The sequence below is a fragment of the Pseudomonas sp. NFACC24-1 genome, assembly GCF_900115235.1.
GTDB lineage: Bacteria > Pseudomonadota > Gammaproteobacteria > Pseudomonadales > Pseudomonadaceae > Aquipseudomonas > Aquipseudomonas fluorescens_AA.
In genome coordinates, this window is sequence record NZ_FOVS01000017.1 from 65,246 (window position 1) to 81,538 (window position 16,293).

13 protein-coding genes and 1 pseudogene are annotated in these 16,293 nt (G+C 61.9%); 8 read left to right on the forward strand and 6 right to left on the reverse strand.

Annotated elements, in window-relative coordinates; translation table 11 throughout:
- Positions 1-19 precede the first annotated feature (19 nt).
- Both BM317_RS17060 and BM317_RS17065 read right to left on the reverse strand, forming a co-directional pair.
- On the reverse strand, positions 20-658 hold the full coding sequence (locus tag BM317_RS17060) for a response regulator (protein WP_092475339.1): 639 nt from the start codon (positions 656-658) through the stop codon (positions 20-22).
- Positions 658-1,911 (reverse strand): HAMP domain-containing sensor histidine kinase, encoded by a 1,254-nt coding sequence (locus tag BM317_RS17065; protein ID WP_092164868.1) that lies wholly within the window; start codon positions 1,909-1,911, stop codon positions 658-660. Before BM317_RS17065 ends, BM317_RS17060 begins: the two co-directional genes overlap by 1 nt.
- Positions 1,912-2,288: 377 nt before the next feature.
- Here BM317_RS17065 and BM317_RS17075 point away from each other — a divergent pair, with 377 nt between their 5' ends.
- From BM317_RS17075 to BM317_RS17100, 6 genes are all read left to right on the forward strand, one after another.
- Positions 2,289-3,455: an ABC transporter substrate-binding protein gene (locus tag BM317_RS17075; protein ID WP_092164872.1), complete on the forward strand. Its 1,167-nt coding sequence runs from the start codon at positions 2,289-2,291 to the stop codon at positions 3,453-3,455.
- A gap of 27 nt (positions 3,456-3,482) precedes the next feature.
- A complete protein-coding gene (locus BM317_RS17080) occupies positions 3,483-4,472 on the forward strand; it encodes a YVTN family beta-propeller repeat protein (RefSeq protein ID WP_092164874.1) in 990 nt (329 codons plus the stop codon).
- A complete protein-coding gene (locus BM317_RS17085; protein WP_092164876.1) occupies positions 4,469-5,200 on the forward strand; it encodes an ABC transporter ATP-binding protein in 732 nt (243 codons plus the stop codon). Before BM317_RS17080 ends, BM317_RS17085 begins: the two co-directional genes overlap by 4 nt.
- Entirely contained in the window at positions 5,197-5,988 is a 792-nt protein-coding gene (locus tag BM317_RS17090; protein ID WP_060742605.1) for an ABC transporter permease, read from the forward strand. Before BM317_RS17085 ends, BM317_RS17090 begins: the two co-directional genes overlap by 4 nt.
- A gap of 188 nt (positions 5,989-6,176) precedes the next feature.
- Positions 6,177-6,710 (forward strand): PQQ-dependent catabolism-associated CXXCW motif protein, encoded by a 534-nt coding sequence (locus BM317_RS17095; protein ID WP_092475342.1) that lies wholly within the window; start codon positions 6,177-6,179, stop codon positions 6,708-6,710.
- 58 nt (positions 6,711-6,768) lie between these two features.
- Positions 6,769-7,434: a response regulator transcription factor gene (locus BM317_RS17100; RefSeq protein WP_072405723.1), complete on the forward strand. Its 666-nt coding sequence runs from the start codon at positions 6,769-6,771 to the stop codon at positions 7,432-7,434.
- Between the two features lie 178 nt (positions 7,435-7,612).
- Here BM317_RS17100 and nahK read toward each other — a convergent pair whose 3' ends face one another.
- The 3 genes and pseudogenes from nahK to BM317_RS17115 form a co-directional block, all read right to left on the reverse strand.
- Positions 7,613-10,255, reverse strand: a complete 2,643-nt coding sequence (nahK, locus tag BM317_RS17105) for a hybrid sensor histidine kinase/response regulator NahK/ErcS' (protein ID WP_256326633.1) — start codon at positions 10,253-10,255, stop codon at positions 7,613-7,615.
- Entirely contained in the window at positions 10,185-11,348 is a 1,164-nt protein-coding gene (nosP, locus tag BM317_RS17110) for a nitric oxide-sensing protein NosP (RefSeq protein WP_092164882.1), read from the reverse strand. The genes nahK and nosP overlap by 71 nt, the downstream gene beginning before the upstream one ends.
- 308 nt (positions 11,349-11,656) lie before the next feature.
- A pseudogene (locus BM317_RS17115) lies at positions 11,657-12,126 on the reverse strand (nitrous oxide reductase accessory protein NosL).
- 392 nt (positions 12,127-12,518) lie between these two features.
- Between BM317_RS17115 and BM317_RS17120 the strand changes: the two are divergent.
- Together BM317_RS17120 and BM317_RS17125 are read left to right on the forward strand one after the other, a co-directional pair.
- Complete coding sequence (locus BM317_RS17120) at positions 12,519-13,631, forward strand: FAD-dependent monooxygenase (RefSeq protein ID WP_092165027.1); 1,113 nt, start codon at positions 12,519-12,521, stop codon at positions 13,629-13,631.
- 355 nt (positions 13,632-13,986) lie between these two features.
- Positions 13,987-14,733, forward strand: a complete 747-nt coding sequence (locus BM317_RS17125) for a hypothetical protein (protein ID WP_092164884.1) — start codon at positions 13,987-13,989, stop codon at positions 14,731-14,733.
- Positions 14,734-14,935: 202 nt separating this feature from the next.
- Here the strand turns inward: BM317_RS17125 and BM317_RS17130 are convergent, their stop codons facing one another.
- The gene (locus BM317_RS17130) at positions 14,936-16,273 is read right to left on the reverse strand and encodes a hypothetical protein (protein ID WP_092475344.1); all 1,338 of its coding nucleotides are present in this window, start codon (positions 16,271-16,273) and stop codon (positions 14,936-14,938) included.
- Positions 16,274-16,293: the final 20 nt, after the last annotated feature.

Sequence of the window (16,293 nt, forward strand, 5' to 3'; positions counted from 1 at the left end):
TCGCAGTGGAACCAGGGATTCACCCCGCCACCCGCACCACCCCCATATCAATCCCCAAGTGCACCAACTCGGCATGGGAGCTGACCTGCAACTTGCTCTTGAGCAACGTCAGGTGGTTGGACACGGTCTTGGCGCTGATGCACAGCTGCTCGGCAATGGTGCGCGCCGGTGTGCCCTTGGCGAGCATGACGAAGATCTCCAACTCCCGCTGGGTCATGCATTGCAGGCGCGGGTCGACATCCTGCCGGGAGCTGGCGCAGGCCAGTTGCGTGGCCAGGGACTGTTCGATGTAGGCATGACCGGCCAGCACTCGGCGTACCGCTTCCACCAACACCTGGGGCGCCGAATTCTTGGTCAGATAGCCCGCGGCGCCGGCGTCCAATGCCTGGCGCACCAGCGGCAATTCGTCGTGCATGCTGAAGAACAGCACCCGCAGTTGCGGCAGGCGCTGGCGTAGCCGGCGGGTGGTTTCCAGACCGCTGATACCGGGCAGGCCAAAGTCCATGATCACCAGGTGCGGCACCTGTTCCTGCACCAGGCTCAGCGCCTCTTCACCGGTGGCTGCTTCGCGGACCTGCAGGTCCGGCATCAGCGCCCGTAGCAGGCTGGCATAGCCCTGCCGAACCACCGCATGGTCATCCACCAACAAAATGTTCATCACGCCTCCAGGGCAATATTCAAGGCCAGCGCCCAACCGGCGCCAGGCTGGCTGATGATGCGCAACTCCCCGCCCAGGCTGCGCGCCCGTTCGGACATCGAGTGCAAGCCCACACCGGCGCGCGGTGGCTGCGTCGCACCGCGGCCGTTGTCGCGCACCAGCAAGCGCAGGCGCCCGGCGCGATGTTGCAGGCGAATCCTTACCTGCGTGGCACCGGCATGCCGGGCAACGTTGGTGAGTGCTTCCTGCAACAGGCGATACAGGTGGGTCTTGTCCGATCCGGACATGGGCGGCAAGGCTTCGTCGATCCGCAGCTGACAGGCGATGCCCTGGCTGGCCTGCCATTGCCCGGCCAAGAGCCCGATGGCTTCGCACAATGGCAGGTGCTGCAACACCACCGGGTACAAGTCATGCACCAGCGCCCGGAAACCTTGTTGCAAATGCTCGCAATGGTCTTCGAGCTGGCTGACGGTCTGCTCCAGCACCGGCGGCTGATCCATCACCAGGCGCAACAGGCAGGCGCGGGCACGAATGCCGGCCACGTATTGGCCCAGGTCGTCGTGCAGGGTCTGGGCCAGCCGGGTGCGCTCCTGTTCCTGCACGGCCAGCAAGGCCTGGGTGAGCCGGGCGTTATCGGCCTGGGCCGCGGCCAGGGCGGCGGTCATGCGATTGAAATGCCCCGCCAGTTGCTGCGCTTCCGGAACACCTTCAATGCCCAGGCGCACCTGCAGGTTGCCGGCAGACACCTGACGCAGTGCCTGCAGCAATTCATCGAGCAAACGCATACCCCGGCGTACCGCCCAGCGGATCACCAACAGGCTGAGCGACAGCGCCAAGGCGCAGACGTACAACAGTTGCACCAACGAATCGAGAATCTCGTCGATTTCGTCCCGCGGATCGACGGCAATCCAGGCCCGCCGACCGTCAGGCAACGCCACCACCTGGGCCGCGGGGCCGTCGTCCAGTAGCTGGCGGCCGAGCCAGGCTTTCATCCCGTCTTCATCCGCGGGGAACCGTTCCCCAGGGGAAAGCCAACGGACCCGCACATGACGCAGGCTGCCGGTCAACCGCGGCTGGAGACTGGCCGGGTCGCGCTCGGCGGTTTCACGCAGGTAATGCACCACCGACTCGGCCGATTGCAATTCTCGCTTCACATCGGCTGTGGCCTGGTGCAACAGCAAGACGGCACAAGCCAGGGTGACCAGGGCGAAGAAGGCTGACACCCAGAGGTTGATGCGCCATAGGGCCGACATGGCTAGTGCTCCAACCCTGAATTGATACCCCCACCCTGTGGGAGCGAGCTTGCTCGCGATGACGGCGGCACAGCCGATACCGAGGCCGACTGAACCAACGCTATCGCGAGCAAGCTCGCTCCCACAGGAGGGGTTGGAGAGTTCCAGGCTTGGGGACGATCCACCCCGATCAAGCTCAGGATCAGCAGCAACGTCAGCAGCAGGGTCTTGAGAATCCGCATGGTCTGTCCCTTCCTGGGCAATGACGATGCCTTGCATCCTAAAACCCCGGCTTCCAACGCGAGTTACTACCTTGGTACTGCCCCGGCGGTACTTTCTGCATATTTCCCCAGGGCCATAGCCTTCCTATGCTGGCGCTACCCGCAATGGAGGACGTCATGCGCCGGCTCGTCAGTTACGCCCTGGTTTTTCTGCTGGCAGCGGCGACCGCTCACGCGGGCGATGCCACGCCGTTGCAAGTACGCATCGGCTACCTGGGTTATCGCCCCGACCCCGGCCCGCTGTTATCCAATGTCATTGCCGAGCCTGCCGATGCCGGGCAGCGCGGCGCCGAATTGGCGATCATCGACAGCAACAGCACCGGGCGCTTCCTCAAGCACGACTATCGCCTGGACAGTGCCAGCGTCGACACCCCCGAAGCCCTGCTCCAGGCTGCCCGCGCCCAACACGACCAAGGACTGCGGCTGTTCGTGGTCAATGCACCGGCCGCCAGTCTGCGCGATCTCAGCGCCGCCCTGCCCGACAGCCTGCTGTTCAACGCCGGCAGCCCCGACGACAGCCTGCGCACCACCGATTGCCTGGGCAACGTGCTGCACAGCCTGCCCGATCGAGCCATGCTCGCCGATGCCCTGGTGCAGTTCAGCGTGGTGCGCAAATGGCAGCGGGCCCTGCTGATCGTCGGCCAGACACCCGAGGACCAGGCCTATGCCACTGCATTGCGCCGGGCCATGAAACGCTTCGGCATGAAGATCGTCGCCGAGAAGGCCTGGCAGTTCGACAATGACCAGCGCCGCAGCGCCCAGGCCGACATGCCGCTGTTCACCCAGACCGCCGAATACGACGTGGTGCTGGTGGCTGACGAGCGCGGCGACTTCGGCGAATACCTGCCCTACCAGACCTGGTACCCACGGCCAGTGGCCGGCACCCAAGGGCTGACGCCCACCGGCTGGCACAAGACCGTGGAAACCTACGGCGCGGCGCAGTTGCAAAAACGCTTCGAAGCCCTCGCCGGGCGCTGGATGAACGACCGTGACTTCGCCGCCTGGATCGCCGTGCGCAGCATCGCCAGCGCCGTGAGCAAACTGCGTCAGACCGACCCGTTCGCCCTCCGCCAACTGGCCCTCAGCGACCAATTGCCCCTGGACGGCTTCAAGGGACGCAAGCTCAGCTACCGGTCGTGGAATGGCCAACTACGCCAACCGATTCCCCTGGTCCAGCCCCGGGCGCTGGTCAGCACCTCGCCCCAGGACGGTTTTCTGCACCCCTCCAATGAAATGGACAGCCTGGGCTATGACCGGCCCGAAGTGAGCTGCCGTTACCCCTGATCGATAACAACAATAAGGAAAACCGCCATGCGCCGCCCGCTGTTCAAACCGGCCCTGCTCTGCCAAGTCCTCGCCCTGGGTGCTGTTCTGCTGGCTGCCGATCCCGCCGCTGCCAGCATCGCCTGGGTCTCCAACGAAAAAGACAACAGCCTGAGCCTGATCGACATGCAGAGCCTGGAAGTCATCGAGACCTTGCCCGTGGGCCAGCGCCCCCGCGGCCTGTTGCTGTCCCATGACAATCGCCTGCTCTACATCTGCGCCAGCGATTCGGACCGGGTCCAGGTGATGGACGTCGCCACCCGCAAGATCGTCAAGGAGTTGCCTTCGGGCAAGGATCCCGAGCAATTCGCCCTGCATCCCAACGACCGTTGGCTCTACGTGTCCAACGAAGACGATGCGCTGGTGACAGTGATCGACACCCATACCTCCGAAGTGCTGGGCCAGATCGGCGTGGGTGTCGAGCCCGAAGGCATGGCTGTCAGCCCCGACGGCAAGTGGGCGGTCAACACCAGTGAAACCACGAACATGCTGCACTGGATCGACACCAGCACCCAGACCCTGGCCGACAACACCCTGGTGGACCAACGGCCACGTTTCGTCGAGTTCAATCGTGACGGAACGCAGCTCTGGGCCTCGGCGGAGATCGGTGGCACGCTGACCGTCCTCGACGTCGCCACGCGCCAGGTGCTCAAGACCCTGACGTTCCAGATCAAGGGTGTCCACCCCGACAAGGTGCAGCCGGTGGGCATCAAGCTCAGCGCCGACGGCAAGCTGGCGTTCGTCGCCCTGGGTCCGGCCAACCATGTGGCGGTGATCGACGCCAAGACCTTCGAAGTGCTGGATTACCTGCTCGTGGGCCGGCGCGTCTGGCAACTGGCGTTCACCCCGGACCAGAAGCAACTGCTGGCAACCAATGGCGTCAGTGGCGATGTCTCGGTGATCGATGTAGAGAGCCGCAAAGTCCTGAAGTCGGTGAAAGTCGGGCGCTACCCTTGGGGCGTGGTGGTCACGCCATGAACGCCCTGGAAGTCAGCGACTTGAGCTTTGCCTATGGCCCGCGCGAAGCCCTCAAGCAGATGAGTTTCAGCCTGCCCGCCGGCCGTTTCGCCGCGCTGCTGGGGCCCAACGGCGCCGGCAAGTCGACGCTGATCGCCCTGCTCACGCGCCTGTACGACCTGCAACGGGGCGATATCCGCGTCGGTGGCCACTCCCTGCACAAGGCGCCACGACCGGCCTTGCGCCAGTTGGGCGTGGTGTTCCAACAAAGCACCCTGGACCTGGACCTGAGCATCGAACAGAACCTGCGCTATCACCTGGCGCTGCATGGTTTTTCGCGGCGCCAAGGCAGTGCCCGCATCGATGCCGAACTGACCCGCCAGCACCTGACCGAGCGCCGCCACGAGCGGGTGCGCGACCTCAATGGCGGCCATCGACGCCGGGTGGAAATCGCCCGCGCCCTGCTCCATGAACCGCGCCTGTTATTGCTGGACGAACCCAGCGTCGGTCTCGATCCGGCCAGCCGTCTCGCCCTCGGCCTGCACGTTCGGCAACTGTGCAGCGAACAGGGCATCAGCGTGCTCTGGACCACTCACCTGCTGGACGAAGTGCAACCCGACGACGACCTGTTGATCGTGCACCAGGGCCGCCTGGTCGCCAGCGGCCAGGCCGACGCGGTGAGCCAGGAACACGGTGGCACCCTCGGTTCGGCCTTCAACCATTTGACCGCCTCGGGAGTCCGGCCATGAACGCGTACTGGCACTGTTTCAGCGGCATCGTGGTGCGCGAATGGCTGCGCTTCGTGCTGCAACGCACCCGGCTGCTCAGCGCCCTGGTCCGGCCGCTGCTGTGGCTGCTGGTGTTCGCCGCGGGCTTTCGCGCGGCGCTGGGCATCGCCATCATCGCGCCCTATGACACCTACATTCCCTACGAGGTGTACATCGTGCCGGGGCTGGCCTGCATGATCCTGTTGTTCAACGGCATGCAGGGCTCGCTGTCGATGGTCTATGACCGGGAAATGGGCAGCATGCGCGTCCTGCTCACCAGCCCCCTGCCCCGGGCTTTCCTGCTGGCGAGCAAGTTGCTGGCGACCTCACTGATCTCGCTGTTACAGGTCTACGCCTTTCTCGCCATCGCCTGGCTGTACGGCATCCAGCCACCGACCATGGGCCTGCTGCTGGCCTTGCCAGCCTTGCTGCTGGTAGCCCTCATGCTCAGCGCCCTGGGCTTGTTACTGTCCAATGCCATCCGGCAACTGGAGAACTTTGCCGGGGTGATGAATTTCGTGATCTTCCCGATGTTCTTTCTGTCCTCGGCGCTGTACCCACTGTGGAAAATGCAGGAAGCCAGCCCCTGGCTGTACTGGCTTTGCGCGGTGAGCCCGTTCACCCATGGCGTGGAATTGGTGCGCTTTGCGCTGTATGAGCAGTTCAACCTCCTGGCGATGGCGGTATGCGTGGGGTTGACCCTGGTGTTCGCGCTGCTGGCGGTGTGGACGTTCAATCCGCAGCATGCGGCGTTGCGCAAGGCCAATTGATCCTGCCCCAGCCCAATATCCCTATGGGGGGAACCCTGTGGGAGCGAGCTTGCTCGCTCCCACAAGGGGTCTGCGCAGGGCCCCATGGCTAAAATTACTACTTTAGTACCGGTTTTCCTGTCTATGGTCGCATTCACAAGACCTCGACCCTGGCATGTAATGGGCGCATAACAAAAAGGATAAATCCTATGCCCCGTTTGCTGGCGATCCTCTTGCTGGGCCTGGCACTGAATGTCGCCCAGGCCGAGACCGCGCTGTTTTCAACGCAGGGCTACCGCATCGCCCAATACCGCAGCCCGACGCCCGCCACCGTCGACGGCGCCCAGACCCTCGACACCCAGGCCCTGCAACGCCTGCTCGGCCAAGCCTCGCCCCCGCTGCTGATCGACGTTTATCGTCGTCCGTGGGTCCAAGGGCGTTTCATCGACAACGAACCCCACGCCAACCTCCCCGGCAGCTTGTGGCTGGCCAATACCGGTGATGGCGATCTCGACCCGACCTGGCAGGACTACTTCAGCCATCACCTGCGCACGGCCACCGGCGGGCGGCTGGATCTACCGCTGGTCTTTTATTGCCGCGCCGATTGCTGGTTGAGCTGGAACGCGGTAAAACGCGCCGCTGCCATGGGCTATAAGCAAGTGTACTGGTATCGCGATGGCCTCGATGCCTGGGAGGCGGCCAACCTGCCCCTGCAAGCGGCCCGCCCCGAACCCTTTCCCTGATTTTGCAAAGAAATGCGCAACTGCCCTGCCCCACACGACAATAACGAGGTGAATGGCCATGTATAAAATCCTGATAGCCGACGATCACCCACTGTTTCGCGAAGCCATCCACAACGTCATCAGCGACGGTTTTCCTGGCAGCGAGGTCATGGAAACCGCCGACCTGGACAGTGCCCTGGCATTGACCGCCGAGCACGACGACCTGGACCTGATCCTGCTGGACCTGAATATGCCCGGCATGCACGGGCTCAATGGCCTGATCAACCTGCGCAACGAGGCACCGACCATTCCGGTGGTCATCGTCTCCGCCGAGCAGGACAAGCAAGTGGTGTTGCAGGCCATCACCTATGGCGCGGTGGGTTTCATCACCAAATCCTCGCCACGCTCGCAGATGACTGACGCCATCGAGCAGATCCTCAACGGCAACGTGTACCTGCCGCCGGACATCATCCGCACGCAAAAGAGCCCGGTGGGCCGGCGCCTGAACGAAACCCCGGCGTTCCCGCCGGAACTGCTCCAGGCCTTGACCCGTAAGCAACTGCTGGTGCTCGAACGCATGACCAAGGGCGAGTCGAACAAGCAGATCGCCTACACCCTGGATATCGCCGAAACCACGGTCAAGGCCCACGTCTCGGCGATCCTGCGCAAGCTCAACGTGCACAACCGGGTGCAGGCGATCCTCAGTGCCGGGGATATTGATTTCGGGGCTTATCTGCGGCGGTGAACCGGTCCCCCCTGTTTGGACCGGGGGACATGGTTAACACTTTCCTGTGGCGAGGGGATTTATCCCCGCTGGGGCGCGAAGCGGCCCTAAAACCTGACAATTTAGTACGTCTGACAGGTCCTGGGGCTGCTTCGCAGCCCAACGGGGATAAATCCCCTCGCCACAAACGGTGTCCGGCTCAATGGTTCGGGAGCTGGCCCAACAGGTGACTCATCGCAATCTTGAGCTTCATCGGCCGCACCGGCTTGTGCATCAGGGTGTGCCCGCGCTCGCGGATCTGCTGCTTGAGTTCGTTGCTGTAGTTGGCGGTGATCATCATCGCCGGGATCGGTGAGGCCCGGCGTGCGTTGATCCGGGCCACGGCATCGACGCCGTTCTGATCGTGGTCCAGGTGATAGTCGGCGATCAGCAGGTCCGCCTCGGCGTGGTAGTTGTCCACCTGGCGGGCCAGATCCTGTTCCGACAGCGCGGTCACCACCCGACACCCCCAGCCCTCCAGCAAGGTGCGCATGCCGGCGCAGATCGCCGCGTCGTTATCCAGCACCCAGACCCGTGCCCCACGCAGTCGTTCGAGCATCGGCTCGCTCATGTCCAGGCACGGCAACGGCTTGGGCGCGGTGGCGCTCAGCGGCACGTCGATGGCGAACATCGAGCCCTTGCCCGGCCAGGAGCGCACCTGGATCCGGTGTCCGAGGATCCCGGCAATTTTCTCGACAATCGCCAGGCCCAGGCCCAACCCACGGTCCTGGTTCGGGCGCTGCACGTCACCGCGCTTGAACTCCTGGAATATTTCCTCCAGGCGGTTCTCGGCGATGCCGATGCCGCTGTCCCAGACTTGGATCGACACGCGCTGGCGATGTCGGCGACAGCCCAGCACCACCCGCCCGCTGGGGGTATAGCGAATGGCATTGCTCAGCAGGTTACGCAGGATCCGCGCGAGCAGTTGCATGTCGCTGCGCACCAGCACCGAACAGCCGACAAAATGCAGCTCCAACCCTTCGCTGCGGGCGATCTGGGCGTATTCGGCGGCCAGGTTGTCCAGCAACTCACTGAGGCCGAACGGCGCGACATCGGCCTTGATCACCCCGGCGTCCAGCTTGGAGATGTCCACCAGGGTGCCCAACAGGTTCTCCACGTCCTGCAGCGAATTGCTGACGTTGCGCACCAGTTGCGCGTTGGCGACCGGCTCACGGCGCTCAAGCAAGGCACTGGTGAACAACCGGGCAGCGTTGAGCGGTTGCAGCAGATCATGGCTGACCGCCGCGAGGAATTTGGTCTTGGACAGGTTGGCCTGCTCGGCCTCGCGCTTGGCCTCCCGCAGGCGCAACTCCACCCGGCTGCGCTCGTCGATCTCGCGCAGCAACTGGTCATTGAGTGTGGTCAGTTCGGCGGTGCGCTCCTGGACCCGCTGCTCCAGGTTCTGGTAAGCCTGGTGCAAGGCTTCGGCGGTGCGACGGCGTTCAGTGATGTCGCGGATCAGCACGAAAATCCCGACCACTTCGCCATTGGCCAAACGGTTCGGCACGTAGGAGCGCAGCATGTAGCGCTCCTGGTTGTTGATGTTGGTCTCGGCGAATTCGAACGTCACGCTCTCACCCGCCAGCGCCCGGGCCACGTAGGCTTCCAGGCGCTGGTAATGCTGCTCGCTATGGGCTTCGCGCAGGCTCTGGCCGAGCATCACGCCACGGGGCCAGCAATACCATTGCTCGTAGACCTTATTGGTGAACTCATAGACCAGGTCGGCGTTGAGGTAGGCGATCAGCGCCGGCACATGGTCGGTGATCAGCCGGATCCAGCGCTCGCTTTCGCTCAGTGCCTCGGCGTGCTGGTAGCGCTCGGTGATGTCGGTGAAGGTGTTGACGTAGCCACCGGTGGGCAACGGATGCGTGCGAATCTCCAGCACCCGGCCATCGGACAGGCGCTGCTCGCATTCGTGGATCAGCCGGCCGTTGCTGTCGCGGCTGGCCGGGGTCAGCAGTTGCAGCTCACTGTCGGCAATCACTTCGTTGAACGGCCGGTGGGCCGCCACCGGCGCCAGGCCGCTGAGCTCGAGGAAGCGCCGGTTCCACAGCTCCAGCACGCCTTGGGCATTGACCATCGCCACGCCCTGGGACAGGTTGTCCACCGCCCGCTGCAACAAATGGGATTTCTGCGCAATGGCCTGCTCGCGGCGCACGGTTTCGCTGAGCTTGACGTCGGTGATGTCGGTAAACAGGATCACCCGCCCGCCTTCCTGGGTCGGCCGCTCGCTGACTTGCAGCCAACGCCCGTTCTGCAAGCGATACAACACGTGCTCGTCGGCCTGGCCCCGGGGTTCTTCGCTGAACAGGCCGTTGGCGGTCATCAGGCGCTTGACCTCGGACAGGCGCATGCCGGCGATGATCCGTACCCGGCTGTTGGCCCAGAAGGCCTTGAAGCGGCTGTTGAACAGGACGATGCGTTGCTGCTCGTCGAACAGCACAAACGCGTCGGAGATGCTTTCGATGGCATCGATCAGGTGTCGATGGGCGGTTTCCGCCCGCAGCCGCGCCTCGCCCAGCAAGTGATTGCCGGCCTTGAGTTCGGCCATGGCCTGGTTCAGGGCATCGGTGCGCTCACGCACCTGCTCGGCCAGCACCACCGAGTGTTGAAACGCCGCATAGGGGTCGTTGCCCCGGGTGACGCCGGACTCCACCCGCTCGATCAGCGCCTCGTTGATGCGCCGCAACTTGCGGTTTTCGTGCTGCAGACTGGCGAGCTGAGCCTGTAGGTCAGCGATGGCCGGGGACGCGATGTCGGGCAATGGCAACTCCGGTGAACGTCTGGTTGATGTGCATGCCATTGAACTGTTCTCCATAGGTGTTGAACCCCATCACCCGTTGTTCCCGCAGGAACTGGCCGATCTGCTCCAGGCCGCCACGATCTTCCAACTCCAGGCGCCGGAGGAAGCAATCGCAGCCGATGGTCAGCAGCAAGTCGCCGAGGCGCGCCTGCAAACCGTCGAACAGCGTTTGCAGGTTGTGCAGCAAGGGACCGGGAGTCATGGCGGTGAGGACAATGCCGGTCTCCACCGCACAGTAGAAACTCAGGCTCAAGTCCGGGTGCACCTGCTGGATCGCCCGTACGTAGTACTGGTCATTGATGCGCACGGCCAAGGGATGGGCGGCGAACACCCGGTAGTCGAGCGCGCTCACCGGCACGCCGATGTGCCTGGCATACTCCTCGGCGGCGGGTTCGGCGTTGAGCTCATAGACCCGTCGCGAGGCGCTGTCCGCACCGGTCACTACCAGTTTTTCCTGGCGGGGCAGGATGTGATGGGTGGTGAAGACTTCGAATTCCAGCCAGGTGTTGATCAGCACCACCACGGCCGCGCCACTGTGGAATTGGCCTTCGAAGTAGACGTGGGTGTGGGTCAGGTAGTTGTCATCGCCGGCCGAACCGCCGAAATGCGGGATGTCCCCCAGGGCGGCGCTCAAGGCCGCCAGCACCATTTCCTCGCGGCTGGACAAGCCATCGAGCAGGGTCAAGGCGAAACTATGGCCCTTGATCGGCGCCAAGGCGTTGCTGCGACAACCGCTGGCCAGGCGCTCGACCATTTGCTGGGCGTCGATCAGGCTGAAGTGCTCCATTTCCCCGATCAGCTCGGCGGCAATGGAAAAGTGCCGATGATCGAAACCCACTGCCGTCACACAGTTGCGGCCGTAGCCCTGGGGGGTGATTTCCCCGGCGCTGGTGCAGCCCACCAGGCGAATCCCGCCGAAACTCTGGGACAGCGCCTGGCCCAGGGCCGGCAAGTCGTATTCGGCTGAACAGAAAAACAGCACGAACCCCAGGTGCGGGTGCAACAACTGCCGCGCCAGCGCCTGGGCCACCTGCTGGACGTCGCTCGCCTGGGACATGGCGCTCACCACACCCTCGCTCTGGGCCTGCTGCATCGTCGCCTCCGGCGGGTGCGTGATAGGAGCCCTGAGTGTACGAAGCTGCGGCGGCGCGACGAATGCTACTTGGGTAGTGGGTGGACGCTTCCATGGGATGAGGTTGATGCGCAATGTGGCGAGGGAGCTTGCTCCCGCTCGGTTGTAGGAGCTGCCGAAGGCTGCGATCTTTTTGATCTTTCGCTTGAGACTCAAGCGTTTGGGGAAAGATCGCAGCCTCGTTGCACTCGACAGCTCCTACAGAGCCCAGCGGGAGCAAGCTCCCTCTCCACAAAGGCGGTTCGGCATACAAGCAACATTGCCAGGTATCAGTGACTCATCGGCGCCATCGCGCTTGCCTGCCCCAGCAGTTTCTGGTCGATGTCTTCCAGGCGCAGCACCCGACCGCCGGTATCGCTGGCGAGTTTTTGTGCCGCCTGGGGATCGGAGAACGAGGCCAGTACCACGCCCATGGCGCCTTCGAGCTCACTGCCTATGACGAAGTAGGCGGTGCGGGCGTCGATCAGGTGGGCGTCATCCGGCGTAGCCCAATGACTGCGGCCCATGTCATGGACATACAGTTTGACGTCGGCCCGATGGTTTTCCGGTGCAGCCACCAGCCCAGCATCTCCGCTGGCGAGCAGAACTTCTTCACGCCCCCTGCCCCGACCGCCGCGCCCTTGGGCCCGGGAAAGTCAGTGATGACCATGCCGCACACATGGCACTCGTCACTGGGATGGAACGCCAGCGCCAGGCACACCAGTAACCCGGCCAAGAGGCGGCCTGCCTTGAAGGACACCTTAGGATCTTGGCGATCATGGTAAGCCCCCCCCTGCGCGGCCCTTGATTGAAATCAACTTGAGGACATGTACTCCTCCGACCCAGCCAAGCCGCGCTCGCCGCAATCAGGCGGCGTGTCCAAGTGAACCACCGGTCGCCGCGCACTGCTTAATTTAAGCGGGCACTGCCGAGAAAATGCTTGCGTTCACACAACGCAGGGAACTGTTTGTAACAGTGGAACCACTTATCGATTTGACAAAGGTGTGGATGTGTAGCCCTTCGGAATGGACGCAGTTCCATTCATCGTCAAGCCGGAGAAGCAGCCCAACCTGATAACTGCATTACATCGACGGAACAAGGTGCCAACTTCGGCTGTTGTAACAAAGACTTAACATGACTAAGGGCTTGTGGATGAAAATTTTGATTGTCGGTGGCGGAATCGCCGGTTTTTCCATGGCCAGGGCGCTTGAGCTCAAAGGCTACCAGGCAGATTTGGTTGAACGCCGCCCTGACGAAAGCTGCGGTGACTCAGGACTGTTCCTGCCGGGAAACGCTGGCCGCGCACTCAAGCAGCTGGGCCTGCTCGACCGTGTTCAAAGTGCCGCCGCCTTCATCCGCACCCAGAGCATCCTCGACAAAAACGGCAGGCAGTTATCTGTGACACAGACCCAAGACGTGTGGGGATCATGTGGGCCCTGCCTCTCGCTGCCTCGCGCCGAATTACACGGCATTCTGCGTCAATCCTTGTCTCGGACTCAGCTACGTTTTGGATTGGCGGTAGAAGCAATCGAGCAATCAGCCACGACATGCCAGGTGAACTTTTCCGATGGCTCATCCGCCACTTATGACATTGTCATCGGTGCTGACGGTATTGGTTCATCGGTACGCGGCATGCTGTTTCCGGCGATCAATCCGACCTACGTCGGCAATGTCAGCTGGCGTTTCATAACGCGTAACACCACGGCAATTGATAGCTGGACGGCGATGCTGGGTCATCGCAAAGCGTTGCTCGCAATTCCGGTAAACGCCAATGACATCTATGTATACGCCGATACCGCGCTCGCCTCCCAGGACATTCAGAGCGCAACTGCGCAAGCATCGCTGCCAACGCTGTTCAACGATTTTTCCGGTCCTATTTTGCCGCTCATTACGGAGATACCTGCCGGCACCCTGGTGCATTTCAGCAAAATAGAACAAGTCGTCATGGACGATTGGGTAAAAGGACGTGTTGTGCTCATTGGAGATGCGGCTCACGCAGCCTCACCGAGTATGGCGCAGAACGCGGGCATGGCGCTTGAGGATGCGCTGGTATTGGCAGCGTCTATAGCCGCAGCAAAGAGCCCAGATGGCGCGCTCGCGACTTACACCGCCAGACGCAGACATCGCGTTGAATGGACGCAAAAGCAATGTGCAGCCCGGGATAAAATGCGAGCGTGGCCGACTCCGATGCGCAACGCTGTCCTCAAAGTGCTCGGTAACAGATTGTATGCGCGGAGTTACTCGCCTTTGGCGGCGCCCCTTTGACTGAAGATTCGGGGCAACGAATGGCTGATCGACATGGGAACCCGCAGAGAATCTGGAACCACTCATTGGATTTAATACTGAGGAAGTGATCACAATGGGTGGTAACTGTATTTCCCGCGTGCGCAACAATCATATGGACGCCACCACGGTAGATCCATCACCGCCCCAGCCGGCTACCGATGGCCCCGCGGCTCATTCAAACAATGCGCAAGATACCGCAAGAGACTCATCATCAATACGACCGCATGCCCCTGCTGATCATCCACGCGCGTCACTCTTGACGGGTATTCAGTTTGAGCATTCATCTGCAGCCCACTCACTCCGGCCCAGCCCTTTGGGCAATGTTCCGCCAGAAATGCTTCTTGAGGTGGCCAGTCATTTGCCTGCGAAAGACAAGGCTGCGCTCGCCAGCACAGCGCGCGCCTATCACCAGACCTTGCCCACCGCCGGCCAGGAGCATAAACAATTGCAGCAATTGTTCCGCCAGTTCAATGCTGGTCATGGACGCGCTGCCCCCCAGGCAATAGACGATGCCTTGGGGTTATTAGCCTCCCCCCTACACCCTGCAGATCATGAAAAACTGAGTCGCCGCCTCGCAACCTATTTGCAACGCCAACTTTCAGAATTAAGCACCGGCACTCGAGACGTTGGGCACTTGAAAAAAACGATCGAGCAGTCTCTAGCATTAATTGATACTTCACCCCATCAAAGCATGGGCCTCGCGAGCGCAATTTCGCCGTTATTGAATCTCACACGTACGCCGGCCTTGGCCACTACAGGCTTGGCGGCATCAAGCAAATTGCGCGATGTCGTCACGTCGGCCCAGCCGATGAGAATGACGACGACAACAAAAGACCAGATGGCCTGGACCTTGAGGAATATGAACCTGCATGGGTTGCAACACCTACCCGAACAAGAGCGAGGCGCCGCGCTCGAGCAACATGTAAGCGCAATGGAGAGCTTATATGCAACGAGCTACACCCCCTCGTTGCCGATGATCAACCCGCTATCTTCCGCGATCCGACAAGTTGCTTCGCTGCCAGCCCCACAGCAAGCGGGTATTGAGGCCAGACTGGATCAACTTCAACGCTGGGCTAGATAGACAGATCGGATCACATAAAGGGCATCTGAGGCTGGAAATACAGGGTGGTGCCTATCACCCTGGTGCCTTACATTTAGTCAGGTGTTTTACAGCGTTAAAAATGCCCCGCCATTTGCTGCGACAAAAAGCGCTTGGCATAAATGCCAAGCGCATGCTCATAGCCCTGACTACAGCCTATCGACATCATCCGAGACGCGTGAAATCAGACGGGATTCTCCGTCGCACCGCCCCCCTCTCGGAGTCTGCGATGCTCCAGCGCGCGGTCCGTTATTTCTCTCGCCGTAGTGACAGCGCCTCGCGCCAGCGCCTTGCCGGCCTCTAGAGTTGCATCAGCAACTTCCTGCGCTTTGGCGGGAACGTCCTCTTGCAATACTTTTACGGCCGCATTGCTGAGGGGCTCGGTTGCAATACTGGCCACCCCATAGGAACCAAAAGTAAGCGCCGACATGGCGAGGTTGACCGTGTGGTCTACCGCAGCGACCTCTCCTGGCCCCAGACCTTTCTGGGTTGCCAGATCTCTGGCCGCATCGCGAGCCAGCGATGCCAAACCGAAGCCGCCACCCAGTACGCCCAAGTTGGAGACCAGACTTTGAAAGGACAACGCGCCACTCAAAGCCTCTGCCGTACCGGTCACGACGTCCAGGGGAAGCTTGGCCATACGCTTGGCACCGTTTGCCATCGGGCTCAGTGCCGTACTTTCTTTCAGCGCTTGATATTGGGTCTTCCAGTCGGTACGGCCTAAAAGATAGGCGGGCCCGGCACGATGGGCCTGCAAGTCGTTTTTGTTCATAAGATGGGCATAACCTGCGCCGGCAGCCAAACCTCCCGCTGAGGCGATCGCCGTATCAACCGCCGAGGCAGCCTTCGGTCCGACTGTGGCATTCATGACGCCCGCTACCCCCAAGCGCACAGCATTGCGAGCACTGAAGGTCTGCCAGGACAGCGCAGCCTCCCCAGCGTTACTCACCCTGGTTTGCTCCTTTTTGCTGGTCAAGGCTTGCTGCATCACCGGCTCCAAGGTTTCCGGCGGCGGCTTCAGCCAATAAGTGTCGTGCGTGGCTCTCGCCAGCAGACCACCGCCTACTGCATCCATCGCACCGGAAAAAGAGCCCGCCACAAAGCCGGTCAAGGCTGGATTATTGGCAACATGAGCCGTCACCTCAGGCACCTTGTCCAAAACAACCGAGGCCGCCGCAAAGGGCACGGAAGCCACCGCACCTTGTATCGGAGCCGTGACACGATCCATGCGCGCCGCCTTGTCGAGCAACGCCTCGAGCGTCTCCGGCGTCTCTCCCATTTCCTGCAATTCAACGGCGCGATCATGAATCAAGGCATTGATGGCCTCATGGTTCTCAGCCGTCCTGTGGGGTTCGAACAGGTTGTTAAGTTTGTCCTTCAACGCGGCCAGCTCTGGAGAGTTGTCGCCATTAACAGACGATACGTCCCCGCTTCGCTCCAGATGCGTTGATCGAGCATCGTTAACGTGATGGCTCTCTAGTGTGCGCAGTGGCACGGGGGAGCCGGCTCTATTGATATCCATGAGGTGCTACTCCTTACATG

Coding starts and splice junctions, on each gene's coding strand:
- BM317_RS17090 (WP_060742605.1), top strand. CDS start 5,197: ATGAACGCGTACTGGCACTGTTTCAGCGGCATCGTGGTGCGCGAATGG.
- BM317_RS17085 (WP_092164876.1), top strand. CDS start 4,469: ATGAACGCCCTGGAAGTCAGCGACTTGAGCTTTGCCTATGGCCCGCGC.
- BM317_RS17080 (WP_092164874.1), top strand. CDS start 3,483: ATGCGCCGCCCGCTGTTCAAACCGGCCCTGCTCTGCCAAGTCCTCGCC.
- nosP (WP_092164882.1), bottom strand. CDS start 11,348: ATGCAGCAGGCCCAGAGCGAGGGTGTGGTGAGCGCCATGTCCCAGGCG.
- BM317_RS17130 (WP_092475344.1), bottom strand. CDS start 16,273: ATGGATATCAATAGAGCCGGCTCCCCCGTGCCACTGCGCACACTAGAG.
- BM317_RS17065 (WP_092164868.1), bottom strand. CDS start 1,911: ATGTCGGCCCTATGGCGCATCAACCTCTGGGTGTCAGCCTTCTTCGCC.
- BM317_RS17125 (WP_092164884.1), top strand. CDS start 13,987: ATGCTTCTTGAGGTGGCCAGTCATTTGCCTGCGAAAGACAAGGCTGCG.
- BM317_RS17060 (WP_092475339.1), bottom strand. CDS start 658: ATGAACATTTTGTTGGTGGATGACCATGCGGTGGTTCGGCAGGGCTAT.
- nahK (WP_256326633.1), bottom strand. CDS start 10,255: ATGGCATGCACATCAACCAGACGTTCACCGGAGTTGCCATTGCCCGAC.
- BM317_RS17100 (WP_072405723.1), top strand. CDS start 6,769: ATGTATAAAATCCTGATAGCCGACGATCACCCACTGTTTCGCGAAGCC.
- BM317_RS17095 (WP_092475342.1), top strand. CDS start 6,177: ATGCCCCGTTTGCTGGCGATCCTCTTGCTGGGCCTGGCACTGAATGTC.
- BM317_RS17075 (WP_092164872.1), top strand. CDS start 2,289: ATGCGCCGGCTCGTCAGTTACGCCCTGGTTTTTCTGCTGGCAGCGGCG.
- BM317_RS17120 (WP_092165027.1), top strand. CDS start 12,519: ATGAAAATTTTGATTGTCGGTGGCGGAATCGCCGGTTTTTCCATGGCC.